The 13,174-nt window shown below is 56.6% G+C and carries 8 protein-coding genes and 1 pseudogene; 4 read left to right on the plus strand and 5 right to left on the minus strand.

The window, feature by feature from the left end; all coding sequences use genetic code 11:
• Positions 1–280: pseudogene (locus tag QMX91_RS02400) on the minus strand (lambda-exonuclease family protein); the annotation flags it as partial.
• A gap of 167 nt (positions 281–447) precedes the next feature.
• Here QMX91_RS02400 and QMX91_RS02405 point away from each other — a divergent pair.
• Positions 448–1,734 (plus strand): hypothetical protein, encoded by a 1,287-nt coding sequence (locus QMX91_RS02405; protein WP_282412182.1) that lies wholly within the window; start codon positions 448–450, stop codon positions 1,732–1,734.
• Positions 1,735–1,800: 66 nt separating this feature from the next.
• Positions 1,801–2,436: a hypothetical protein gene (locus tag QMX91_RS02410; RefSeq protein WP_220381838.1), complete on the plus strand. Its 636-nt coding sequence runs from the start codon at positions 1,801–1,803 to the stop codon at positions 2,434–2,436.
• Between the two features lie 415 nt (positions 2,437–2,851).
• Here the strand turns inward: QMX91_RS02410 and QMX91_RS02415 are convergent, their stop codons facing one another.
• From QMX91_RS02415 to QMX91_RS02430, 4 genes are all read right to left on the minus strand, one after another.
• Positions 2,852–4,882 carry a DUF262 domain-containing protein gene (locus QMX91_RS02415; RefSeq protein ID WP_220381837.1) on the minus strand — a complete coding sequence of 677 codons (2,031 nt, stop codon included), beginning with the start codon at positions 4,880–4,882 and terminating at the stop codon, positions 2,852–2,854.
• Positions 4,872–6,368 carry a DUF262 domain-containing protein gene (locus QMX91_RS02420; RefSeq protein WP_282412183.1) on the minus strand — a complete coding sequence of 499 codons (1,497 nt, stop codon included), beginning with the start codon at positions 6,366–6,368 and terminating at the stop codon, positions 4,872–4,874. Before QMX91_RS02420 ends, QMX91_RS02415 begins: the two co-directional genes overlap by 11 nt.
• Before the next feature lie 16 nt (positions 6,369–6,384).
• Positions 6,385–7,128: a hypothetical protein gene (locus QMX91_RS02425; RefSeq protein WP_282412184.1), complete on the minus strand. Its 744-nt coding sequence runs from the start codon at positions 7,126–7,128 to the stop codon at positions 6,385–6,387.
• A 187-nt stretch (positions 7,129–7,315) separates the two neighbouring features.
• Positions 7,316–7,963 carry a HEPN domain-containing protein gene (locus QMX91_RS02430; protein WP_057025050.1) on the minus strand — a complete coding sequence of 216 codons (648 nt, stop codon included), beginning with the start codon at positions 7,961–7,963 and terminating at the stop codon, positions 7,316–7,318.
• A 219-nt stretch (positions 7,964–8,182) separates the two neighbouring features.
• Between QMX91_RS02430 and QMX91_RS02435 the strand changes: the two genes are divergently transcribed.
• Both QMX91_RS02435 and QMX91_RS02440 read left to right on the plus strand, forming a co-directional pair.
• Entirely contained in the window at positions 8,183–9,664 is a 1,482-nt protein-coding gene (locus QMX91_RS02435; protein WP_282412185.1) for a hypothetical protein, read from the plus strand.
• A gap of 63 nt (positions 9,665–9,727) precedes the next feature.
• Positions 9,728–13,129: a TM0106 family RecB-like putative nuclease gene (locus tag QMX91_RS02440; RefSeq protein WP_282412186.1), complete on the plus strand. Its 3,402-nt coding sequence runs from the start codon at positions 9,728–9,730 to the stop codon at positions 13,127–13,129.
• Positions 13,130–13,174 lie beyond the last annotated feature (45 nt).

Raw genomic sequence — 13,174 nt, forward strand, 5'->3', positions numbered from 1 at the left:
TCTCCAGGTGCTGACCACCCAGCAAGACCGCTACATCCGCCGCCTGCTTGCCAGTCACGGCCAGCTGGTGCATCACTTGTAACTGCACATACTCCGGCACGCCCTCTTTCCAGAGGCGCGCGCCGTTTATACCTGCAGTTTTACATTCAAGGATCTGTACATCGCCGGCGCCGATCACCTCGCGGTCGATGTTGGCCAGCATCCAGGGCAGTTTAGGATCAGGATGCTGCAACACAGCATTGATGCGTCGTACCCGGTGACCACTGCGCCTGGTGTAGTGAGCCGATTCCGCCGGTAGGATACAGGTTGGCCCCTATCAACCGTGGCGGACGAGTCGAAGAGTGCGAGCGACTGATTCGGACCGAGAAAATACCGGTCCAACTCCGGCACCGCTGAGCAACTGCCCTACTAACGGAACGAGCTCGAACAGATCAGGAGAACAACTCGATGGACCACACACTTTTCGAGCGCTACTCACCTGCCATCTGCAGGCTCGGCACGGCGGGCGCCAACAGTCCCGAGCTCGTGATTGAAAACACAGGCAGAGACATCCTCAGGTACATCCCTTTCGAACACCTCAACGCTGATGCCAAGTTGGTCATCGTGGGCATCACCCCAGGCCCTAACCAGCTGCGATTGGCGTACGGCGAAGTTCAACGACTAATGGCCGTTGGCATCCCGACTGCAAAGCTGCTTCATGATGTGAAAAAACTTGGTGCATTCGGTGGCAGCGCCATGCGCCCAAACTTGCTGCGCTATCTGCGGCACTTCAAGTTCGACAAGATCCTGCGCATTCCAGATGTAGAGTCCCTGTGGGAAGAAAACGCCGGCTTGTTCCACGGAACCTCGGTCATACCTCACGCGGCCTTTACAACAACGCCTGAGGGCGGCGAATCCATGTTTGCGGGCTCATTTGCCTACCTGATGGCTTCCCCTTTATTTCGAGGGTGCTTCATGGACTGCTTCGTCTCCACACTCCGCGAAATTAACCCAGACGCCCTGTATATCGGCCTGGGCGATTGTCCCGAAGACGCGTTGCAATGGTGCGTCGATAACGGGTATCTGCACGCCCGGCAGTTTCTGGGTTCTTTTTGCCATCCTTCAACCAGTGGCGGCAGCGCACCGAGTGTGTATATCAGAGATAAAATACTCAGTGACCTGAAGCCAACAGACCCTGTACGTCACAGAGTTGCGAAACTCGATCGGGCCTATGCGCGAATGGCTGACGCAACTGCGTTGCTTCTGGGCGGCGCTGCGCCAATGTCGGAACCGCCATGCGCCGTCCCTATACCAGACAGTATCCAAGCTGCCCTTGCCCCACCGCCTCCGGCCAAGCCAGCCCGCAAGACCGTAGCTGTCCTATGCGATGAATTCACCAAAAAGGTGATCAAGCAGATTGAACAGAGCGGATATGTGCTCGTCAGGGAGAGCAAATACCTCGCAGAGTTTTGCGCTGCCGGCCAGACGGTTTATTTATTGAAAGCAAGGACCCGCATCAACAACATCTGTCTGATGGTTCACCCCAATATCATCAGGGGGCACTTGGTAGTTCTGCTGACGGAAATCGCCGTCAGCACAGGCCATCGACACCACTCAAGCATGTCGAAGTTTCCATCGAAATTGCATAATGGCAAGCAACCCATAACTTATGGCTGGCTTGTGAGCATTGGCGGCCTGGCAGACGTCAGTGCTGTGGTGGAAGGCCTGCTTAAAATTAAACCGGCTACAAGCTGAATTGTCGTTGTCCAAATGAGCCGAAGTTTGCGCTCGGCAGACCTCAATCTGTTATGGAAGAACACAATGAGCGAACACATCTGCGCGCGTTTCCCTACCCCGAATTTCGACCGACTGCTGGAAACCTTGCGACTCAAAGGCGCGAAGGTATTCAAGACCGGTTCCAGTTCAACTATCTTCGAGACGGGTGACAGTTTGCTGAGGCTAACCCTGCAAGGCAGTGGCCATAACTTCCTGGCGCAACAATCGGCTGCGGGTAACCCAAACGTGGTCAGGGTACTGCACAACTATGGTGCGGTGGCGTTATCGGACACCTACGAGTCTGGTCCTGAGGTAGAGTTCTACTGGCTTGCGCAGGTCGAGCGCCTGGTTGATATTGAAGTGGGCAGCGAGCCTGTTATTGAGGCTTGGCTTGCGCGATTCGATGAAGAGGGGCAGCCTGGCTCGAGGGACTTACCCGTTGTTGCACAGCAATGTCGTGAACTGGCGCGCGCTCACAGGCAGTATGCTGGGTTGATGGAAACGCTGGCGCTGGCGGCGGAGTTTCGGGGGATTGAGTCGATGGACCTGCGGCTGAGTAACTGCATGCGACGGCCTTTGACCGGGGAGTTGGTTTGGACGGATCCGTTAGATGATTGTTTCTACGAACCAGACACCAATGTGGAAATTTCACTGGATGTACTCTTCGCGCTTCTCAAATGACGGGTGATCTAATCCATACACACGTTTTCGGGCCACTTCTTGCCAGACCTATGTGACCAGCTTTTTAATGAATTTTGGCTCTTCTCAGTGAACTTATGCTCAGCTCCATCTGGCACGCTGAATCTCCTCTGATTTTCTAGCTGCTGCGACAGGGAGCTTTGGGTCGTCATTAGCCGGTCGTGGCAGATTGAGATCGACCCAAATGGACGGTAGTTAGGGATTGGGCACCAAGCTTTGCGGGAGCGGGCTTGCACGCGATGGCATCATCCCAGTGGTTCGCAGTGTAATCCTGCTCATGCCGTAGATGCTGAACCGTCGCTCCTGGCTGTGGATACATCGGGCGACATCGCTGCAGGGTTATCACCCGTCGTTGCGCTTAATGGATAGCGCAGATAACGCTTGCTTCACCGTCACCCTAGTCGATGGTGAAAACCCTTTGATAATGGCATTGCAGTGCCGCCAGCATAGCAGCCTGATGAGCATCGGCCGCGACCTCTCCCCACGTTTCCTTCGAATAGATCAAGTCCATTTTCAGGGAGTCAGGCCGCTTCTCGTACGCCCGCTTGTTGAGGAATCGCTGGCGTTTTTCGTTGTAGGGCAGATTACCGTACTCCGAGTTGATACTGCGCGAGACAAGCGCAAGATTGCCAAAGCGGTCCAGCCAATCCCGCGAGACCGTGTTGGTATCGATCGCCTGTGGGGTCTGCGGCGAAATATGCTCCACCGAGTTCTTCGCGGTGAAACGGAAATTGCCCCAGAACTCATGATCACGTTGCTGTTCATACCAAAGCACGAAGTCCAGTTTATAGAACCAGTAATGCGCAAATCTGACGCCATGGTCCTCCGTCAGCACAGCGTCGAACTGCAGCGCCGAAGCGGTACGCCAGGGATCGTCCATGAACCGGCGGCTACGTACGACCAGCGAAGCATCCGTCACTTCTCCAAGCAGCTGGTTATCCAGATGGCATAGGAAGCCATAGTAACGCTCGATTTCACCGCCACCACCCCGCACGGTGTGCGCATGCTTGTGGATAAAATACAGGAAGGGGGTCAGCCAGTAATGGGTGGTGATTTCCTGCGAGTGATACAGCATGCTCTGCAGCAACGATAGGCCCTGGTGCACGGCATTGTCGCGACTGCGATTGATGTAACGCTTGTCTTCACTGGCGGAAATCGATGTGTGGCAGACCTGATGGATTTCGTCATCGCCCTGATCGACCCACTTGATCACATACTCGTCCCACAGCACACGCATGCGCCAGAGCAGATCAATGAACCCTTGCGCCCTTGCCACACGCTGCGCCGAATCCGCTGGCGTTAGCAAGTGGGCTTCAAACAGGGCGAGCAGCTGCCGATCCAGCACACGCGGCAGATCTGCCTGCCCTTGCTCCTTCAGCCAGATACGCAACACATGCAGCAAGAAGAGTGGAAAGCCGATGATGCTCCGCGCCCAGGGGGCTTCTCCGTCATCCCCGGTGATGGCTGCCGGAGCCGCACCGATATCGGTAACAGAGCAGTCAACGATGGCTTGCAAGGTCAGGCGGTCGTAGCCATCCGTTTGCGCGGAGTTGGTCTTTCGATCGAGCAACCCGTGTACGGCGCCTGCATGGAGCAGTTGCCCCTTGTTATAGAGATCCCCCAGTCGGTGCGCCTCCAGCTGGGTTTCCAGACACAGATTGCGCTCGACAAAGCCACTCATGTCGGCACAGGCATTCCACAGTGCCGCGAAACGGAAACGGCTTTCCGCGGGGATGTCCTGCAGCAACCTAGCCTTGAGGATCTCGTGGTGCTGTAGCTGGATACCACGGTTGTTGATGACTTCGAACAGCTTGTTCAGGTCCATGCCCTCAGGCACTTGCGTGAGCACCAGCGATACATTGCGATACACAAAGTTGGCCAGCGCCTTGAGATATTCATCATCAACAGGCCCGCCGTCCGCACGCTTGTAGGTCTGCGCGAAGGAGGCCATCAATTGCTGAGCCTCTCTCATGCTCTGAGTGTCGATGATTTCGCTGCTCGTCGCTTTCCCCCCCGGCATCATGCTGGCAAGGAAGTCGTTCACCTGCTCCCGGATTGAGAAGTGCAGACGCGGAATCGTCCCTTCCTTCAGCACAACCCTACTGAAGTCCTCCATCACCTGGCTCCATACCGGCACCGTGCTGAGCATCCACAACGTGGTGAAACGCTGCTGGCCGTCGATCAGGTCGAAGCGGCGCATGCCCTGATTGCGATCTTCATCGGTGGTTTTTTCCACCAACAGCGTGCCGCCCAGGAAGAACTGCGTGTCGCCTCGATCGAAAGCATTGGCGATGTCTGTCAGCAGTGTTTTGATCTGCTCATCACCCCACACATACAGGCGCTGGTAGATCGGCACATTGAAACACCACGCAGCGTCTTTCCTGTTGGCCAGCTGTTGCAGAGTGCAGAGGCTGGAATCAATGCTCATGGCGACCTCCATGGGAGGCTTTAAGAAACACCTCAAGCCATTGCGATTTGTCCGCAAGGTTGCGGCATTCAGGATCCGCCTGCACCTTGTAGAACTCCAGAACAGCCCGTTTGTATCGACCTTGCACACCATTCCCCACTTCAATCGTTTCATCGGCATACAACGATGCCACGGCGTGTTGGCGCTTTTGAAGAAAGTCCAGCACCTGTTTAGGATGGTAGCTTTGTGCGATCACATCCAGCAGGTTTAGCTCGGCCAACCTGAAGAAGTTGGCGGCGGTTTCCTGCTTGACCTGTTTTTTCTCCAGGCGAATTGCGCCCAGCAGAAACTCCAGGCGTAAGGCAAACGCGGTCAGTTGCTCGACTTCGAACTGATCCATGTACACCAGGCTGCAGAGCATGAAAATTTCGCGCAGATACTCCTGGTTGTTGCACAGCAGCTGTCGATATATCGCGCGGAAAAAACTCACCTGCGCGCACGGCGCAGGATCGTTCATCAGCCTTTGCAGCAGGGCGGCATACTTGTCTGCGTAGAGAAAGAAGCCCACGCCCTCATGAATGGGCTGGCGCAGTGCCATCGGCAAGTTCGCGGGGTTGTGGCTGATGCGCAGTTGACTGCCGTGCAGTACGTGCTCTCCGTCGCCCGTCAGCGTCAACGCAGTTGCCAGCCGATTGTGTCGGGTGGCGTAGAGCGGCACGCTGTCGACGCTGCTGCGGCTGTCCGCAACGTGGTTCCATGTGTCGCACTGGAACTCGGTCAGCAGCGTCTCGTGTCTGCCGGCTGGAGTTTGCGCACCGCGCCAACGCCGCGCACGCCAGAGAAAACGATTGAACAGGTTGGGGGCAAAATCCTGGCCGGGCGACAGTATCGCAGGTTGACGTTGCAGCGCCTCCCAGCGCTCGGCGCAGTGCTGCTGCAGGGCTGTCTTCAGATCGCCCTTAGCGTCTGCGTGATCGATCGCACGCAGGTGATAGGCCTTGAGCAGGTCGGTGGCCCGCAGAGGCACGCCGCGATTGTTCTGGGTATCGAAAAAGGTGAAAGCAAGGTCGCTGCTGTCCACCTCGATCACCGTCAGACGAAGCTTTCCGATGATCTCCGGTGCAATCGGCTCTTGCTGCTTCAACGCCTGAATCCCTTCACGGATATGTCGTGCGGACTGCCCCGAATAGCTGAGCACCTGGCCCGCTGGCAGTGCACCGGTCGCGCGGTGATACAGCAGCGACAACGCCGTGATGCGCTGCTGACCATCGATGATGAACCTTCTCGATTGGTGCACATCGCGATGCAGCAATACCGCGCCAATGTAGTAAGGCAAGGTTTTGTCCGGCTGGCCTGCGAACTCTGCGAGATCACTGGTCAGTTGCAACAGCTTGTCCGGGCCCCACACGAAGCCGCGCTGATAACTGTCCAGTGCCAATGGCCAACCTACCTTTAGCAGATCGTCGAATGCCAGGGTGCTGACCCGGACAGGAGATTCATGCGTCATTTATCGGCTCCCCTGCTCAGCTCTCTTCCCAGCGTTTGCGCAACGTCCTGATCCGGGCATCCCCCCGCAGCGCACGCCGATCCGGTCCACAGAGCGCGACCGAACCTTCCGGTAGACCAAAGACTTCCTCGATGGCTGCCCGAATGCTGCTGACCTTCGCATCCGAACGTGCGGCCCGATAGCGCGCCGCCCTTCGCTCGGCAGTGGCCACGGCCTGGTCTGCACCCTGCTCATCCTCGGCATCTGGTTCCTCGACATCCCAGTCCTCGTCCTCTTCATCCCCCTCTATAAGTTCCGGATCATCATCGGCCTCTTCGGCCTCTTCGGCCTCAGCGGTCAGGTCAGCCAGGCTCTGACCATTGGAATACCAAGTGCAGGCGTCCTCCTGCTCCCATACCAGCCCATCCTCGACATGAAATGTGCGCAGGGCTATGGAGGACGAAACGTAATCGCTGAACCGCGACTTCACCGCTGGCAACCGCTCGAAGCCAGCGCCCAAGGCCAGTAGAACCTTATTAGGGCCGGCAACCAACAGGAATTCAGACCAGCTCTGCTCACGGAAATTGACGCTGGCAGAAGCGTACATGTAAAGGGTTGCGCGAAGTGATGCGTCCTGTTCGGCCAACTGGGTCAGTACCTGCATCACAGTGCGGTAGATACTAAAGCCCGCATTTTCGACGGAGTGCGAGTCGACCTCGACAGTGGGCAATGGCGACCCTTTGTTGACGAACGAGAGCTCCGATACCGATTTCTTGATCATTGCATTCTTTCCTTGAACAGTTCGTGGGCGGGAACGGGCGCAGTTTGCGCCCAAAGTCCCCGCTTTTTCGCAGTCCCTCTGATCGAGGACGAAGATGTCATGCTCGACAGTGGCAAGTTAGGGGATGAGGATGAACAGCCAGCGGAATCACTTCGTTTGTGATCGCGTGATTGGAAAGTCCCACGACCTAAGAAACAACCGGATAACAAGCATCACCCCATAGCGTTTCCGGGTTATCCAGCATCAGCAAAATAATCACCGGCACCAACTTGCCGAGAAGGTTTGAGCAGTCGCGCAGCTGATCCCGGTTCACACTGCTGTTCCAGGTTGCGCCCCCATGCATGACCTGGTTTCGCAATGTATAAATTCGATTGAACAGAACGCCGAGCACTGCTGGGGTATTGCGGTTGGCCAACGCTTGCTGCGCTGCTCGCCGACCGCTGGCAAAGCGCTCGGTCCACTGTTGCTCGCTGATCTTGCCGTTCTGGTAATCCCAGAAGCTCTGGAACACGTAGGGGTTGTCCAGCAACGCGCGAATGCTGCCGGAGAACGCGGACCAGACCAGATTCTCGATCAGGTTGGCCGTGTCGAGCGCGCAGAGTTTGTCCAGGAACGCCTTGAACGTGGATTGCTCGGAAAGGCGGTACTGCTCGTCAATATCGGTGGCGTAGGCCGAGTTGAAGGCGATCCACAGGAAGATAAAACGCCCATCGACATCGTCAGCTTGCTCGGCACGATTGAGCCAACTCAGCGCCCGATGAACACGCAAGGTGAGGTTGGGATGATGACTTTCACGTTCCTGTCGATGACGGGTCTTGAGTGCTTGATGGTCCATGGGGTGCCGATCCTTGAGGTCATGGGCAGTACGTCAACAGATTGGGAGCGTCTGAAAACTTTACATATTTTTGATTAAACCCAGGCATGGGTAGAGAAGTTTCAATCGAGGGCCTGAGAACCTGCTCCATTTGTTTACCTGTACGGACAAACAACATGGACGGGGGCTGTGGTTTTGCTTAGGGTATGGCCATTCGATATTACCTGCAAGGTGGTCTGCATGAAGCGCGAACAGTTCCTGGCGCAACCTGAAGTTGAGTCCTTCATCGCATGGCTCGCAACGAACTTGCCGACGTTGACGTTCAAGCTGCGCTTCAAGGCGAGCAAATTTGTGCCGGGCGGTTTAACCGCTGATGTCCAGGGTTTCGAGCAGATTCTTGAGCAATACCGCTGGAAAGCAAGCTGGCAAGATACCCATCAAAATTCGGTGGATTCACAAACCTGGGCTGAAACTCAACGCTCTCTCGGACAACTTCGCGAGTGGCTGACGAGTGCGGTCAACCGGGGGGACGAACAACAAGCGCTTCAGGCGTGTTTGCAGATTCTTCGTTGGGGTGGTGTCCGGGGAGCCATTCCATTTTTGCACCGGCTGGCCGAAAAGGGCGAGCTGTCGAGCTATCTGCGGGAAATGGCCGGGCTCATGTCGCTCGACGGCGACAATGATCTGAATGATCTCGACGCGATAAGTGTCGAGCGTTTCGATGCTGGCCTGACCAAGATTCACGCCTTGCTTGATCCGTCGGGGTCACCCATCTATGACAGTCGCGTCGGCGCAGCGACAGGCATGCTGTATTCATTGTTTCGCCAGCAATGGACGGGGAGCGGCAAACCTCTGCTGGCGTTCCCGTCCGGAGCCGCTCGTGGCAACCAGATCCGAAACCCGGGAGCATTCTTGAACGGCTTGGCGGCGCCGCAATTTTCGGCGATTGATTATGCCGAATGGGCACGTTGGCAGGTGCGGTTGGGCTGGATTATCCGCGCCCTGCTCGAACGTACTGGCTGGTTTGCCGAACAAGGGGCGCTGCCCGCGCGATGCCACGCCTTCGAGGCCAGCCTGTTTATGCTCGGCTATGACCTGCGGTGCTTCGATGTGACGCTGGCGACTGATCCGAAGGCCGCAGTGCCAGCGAGTGATCCGCAGAAAAGTGAACGTGAAAGCACTGGATGGGTGCCAACCGGGCATCCCTTCAGTCAGGTCCTAAAGGATTATCTGGCCTTCCGCCACAGCGGTTCGCTCGACAACAAAGCGTCCTTCATTGCCTGGCTGTTGGCCAACCCGCGCAACGAGAACCCGCTCACGCGTGCCACAGCGCAGGGCTACTGTTTCGCGTTTTCCATCGATGAATTCGACCTGTTTGGCCGGTCGCTCGAAGAACTCGAACGTATCGTCGTCGGTGGCAAGGATGGGTTGTGCGCTGCATTGGTGAGCGAGACATTGGAACCGTTCACCCTGGGTGATGAACGGGCAAGCGTCTGTTTGGTGGATGTGTTGATCACGGGCAATGCGTATCTGCGGGCGACGACTGAAAAGGCACGCATCGGCTACCTCTTGAGCGCCGGATATGCAGGTACCGAGAACTCTGCCAAGACGCTGTTGGCATTGGGGCGCAACGTGGGCAAGCACTTCGGGCTGCTCGATGCAGAACATTTGCCGACGACGTTGTTCGAGCAGTTTTTCGGCGGATGCTCGCTCGACGCCTGACTCACACACGACATTAAATCAGCGTGAAGCGTTCCTGGACGCTTCACCGTACTGGAAGCGACCATGCAAAGCCGAAACGGAATTCAGTTCTACTCTGCCTCAGATATCTGCGGTTTTCTTGAGTGCCAGCACCTCACGGCGCTGGACCTTCAGAACCTTGTAAGCCCTATGGAAAAAGCGGCGACAAGCGAGCAGAACCGTTTGATCCAGGACAAAGGTCTGGCCCATGAAGCGGCCTTTTTCGAACGGCTGAAAAACCAATACGCCAACGTTGTCGACATTGCCGAGGGCAATCCGAGTTTCGCGCGTCGGGTGGAACTGACCATCCAGGCCATGAAGGCCGGTGTCGATATCATCTTCCAGGCGTCGCTTCAGGAAGGCGCCTTTATTGGCCATGCCGACTTCCTGCGCAAAGTGCCGCGGGCGTCGGCGCTGGGCGACCACAGCTATGAGGTGATCGACACCAAACTGGCGAAAACGGCCAAGGCCAAGTTCCTTGTACAGGTTGCGCTTTATTCACGAATGCTGATCTCGATCCAGGGCGTACAGCCACAGTTCATGTACGTCGTACTCGGTGATGCTGCGCGCACCGAGCAGGCATTTCGGGTCGCTGACTACGCCGATTATCTGGAGCATGTGCTACAGCGTTTTGAGGCGTTCGTGAACAGTGCCGAGCGCCTCGTTACCTACCCGGAGCCATGCAGCCATTGCGGGTTCTGTGCGTGGCGTGATCGCTGTGACGAACAGCGGTTGCGAGACGACCACCTCTCGGCAGTGGCCGGCATCAGCCGTTCGCAAACCCGGAAATTGCAGAGTGCTGGCGTGACCACGTTGCGCCAGTTGGCGGACAGTACCGACGACCTGCGCATCCCGAAATTGCAGACGGAGTCGCTAAGCAAGTTACGGCATCAGGCTCGGTTGCAATTCCAGGGGCGTTCCAGTGATGTCCCGTTGTTCGAGCTTCTGCCTGTCTTGGGTGAACGGCGTGGTTTCTACCGGATGTCTAAGGCGGTTGAGGGCGACCTGTTCTTCGACATGGAGGGCAATCCGCTGGAAGAGGGTGGCCTGGAATACCTCTTCGGCCTTTACATCGACGAGGGTGGCAAACAAACCTTCAAACCCTTTTGGGCGCACACCCGGGATGAAGAAAAGATCGCCTTCGAGCAGTTTATCGACTGGGTCATCGGCCATCTCAAGCGCTATCCCGACGCGCATATTTACCACTATGCCAGCTACGAAGAGACGGCCATCAAGCGCCTGATGAGCCAGCACGGAACGCGCGAAGCGCAAGTGGACTGGTTGCTGCGCAACGGCAAGTTGATCGATTTGTACAAGGTCGTGCGCGAAGCGATCCGGGTGTCAGAGCCCAGCTACTCGATCAAGAATATCGAGCATTTTTACATGGGCCAGCGCGCCGGCGACGTGACCAATGCTGGCGCGAGCATCGTGTTTTATGAGCGATGGAAAGAGACCGGCGAGTCGGCATTGCTTGAGCAAATCGAGCGTTATAACGAAGACGACGTGCTATCCACCTATCTTCTGCGTAACTGGCTGCTGGAAATCAAGCCGTCAAATGCAGGCGTTTTTCTCGGGACTGAAGCCGAAAGCGACAAGTCAGTCATGGAGCAAAAGGAAATCGAAATTCTTCTGGAGAATTATCGCGTTCGTTTGCTGGGTGGTCTGCGAACCGACGACGAGGTCATGAGTAACGAGGATCAGGTCACGTTGCTCACCTTCCAGTTACTCGACTTCCACCGCCGCGCAGATAAGCCGACGTGGTGGCAGCTGTTCAGCCGTCAGGACATGACAACCGAGGAACTGCTGGAAGATATCGAGAGTCTGGCCGGTTTGCAGCGCACAAACACACCGCCTGAACCAAACAAAAAATCGTTTTTGTATGAGTACAGCTTCGACCCTCAAGAAACCAAAATGCGTACCGGTTCTCAGGGTGTCATCACCGAGTCCCTGGCCAGCGTACAGCTGGTTAATCTGGACCATGACAACGGTCTGGCGACATTCAAGGCTACCGAGAGAAATGCACCGCCTGATGACTTCGACATGATTCCCGGGAGACCGATCCCGTCTACTTCGCTGCGCAAGGCGTTGTTCCGCTATGCCGACAGCCTCTTGGCCGGAGAACAGCGCTTCCAGGCGATTGCGGACTTTCTGCATCGACGCGCTCCGCGGGTGAAGGGCGTCGAGCCTGGTGCGCCACTGCTTGATCCAGGCTTGCCGACGATTGATGCCATCAAGGAGGTGGTACGCAATCTTGAGAACAGTGTGCTGTTTCTTCAGGGGCCGCCAGGTGCAGGCAAGACCTTCACTGGCTCGCACCTCATAGTTGACTTGCTCAAGGCGGGCAAGCGCATCGGCGTAACTTCCAACTCGCACCACGCCATCAATAACCTGCTGGCGGCGGTTGAATCTCGTGCGCAGGATGAGGGATTCACTTTCACGGGATTGAAAAAGTCCTCGGATGGCGAAGGCACGGAGTTCACCGGCCGCTGCATCCGTTCCATCGAGGAGAAAAAGGAGTTCCTCAATGCCTGGGGGCCGAACATTGACTTGACCGCCGGCACCGCCTGGCTATTCGCCGATGACACCTTCACCGAACAACTGGATTATCTGTTCATCGACGAGGCTGGTCAGGTGAGTGTGGCTAATCTGGTCACGATGGGCCTGGCTGCGCGAAACATCGTCCTGATGGGCGACCAGATGCAATTGTCGCAGCCAGTGCAAGGCGTGCATCCGGGCCGCTCCGGCGATTCCATACTCGACTATCTGCTGGATGGCACGCCCACCATCGCGCCTGATCGTGGGGTGTTCCTGGCGCAAACCTGGCGGATGCACCCCAACGTTTGCTCGTTCATTTCCCAAGCCGTGTACGAAGGGCAACTTTCTTCGGCGCCAGGCACAGAGCGACGGGTATTGTTACTCGATGGCCAGCGACCTGAGGTGCCGAACAGCGGGCTGATGTTTTGCCCTGTGAAGCACGATGGCAACAGCCAGAGTTCGGATGAAGAAGCGGCACAAGTCAAAGCGCTTTACGCATACTTCTTGCGGCAGCGTTATGTGGATAACAAGGGCGTCGAGCACGCGATGTGCATCGAAAACATCCTGGTAGTAGCACCCTATAACCTGCAAGTGCAGTTGCTGAAACAGGTGCTGCCAGCGGGCGCTCGTGTCGGCAGTGTAGATAAGTTTCAGGGGCAGGAAGCGGAGATTGTCATCGTATCGATGGCGACCTCGAATGAAGACTATTTGCCCAGAGACATTGGCTTCCTGTATTCGAAAAATCGCTTGAATGTGGCCGTCAGCCGGGCGAAATCGCTGGCCTGTATCGTCGCCAGCCCCGATCTGACTGCCATACGCTGCCTGACTCCGCACGACATGAGCCTGGTCAACGGTTTGTGCATGGCTGTCAGGTACGGGACGGCTGCCAATGCTCTCGCCCGGTGTGAGTAGCGCCATCAAGGGTTTTGTCATCTAGCCGCAACAGGGAAGACAGTA

Source organism: Pseudomonas sp. PS01299, from assembly GCF_029960145.1.
GTDB classification, from domain to species: domain Bacteria; phylum Pseudomonadota; class Gammaproteobacteria; order Pseudomonadales; family Pseudomonadaceae; genus Aquipseudomonas; species Aquipseudomonas putida_A.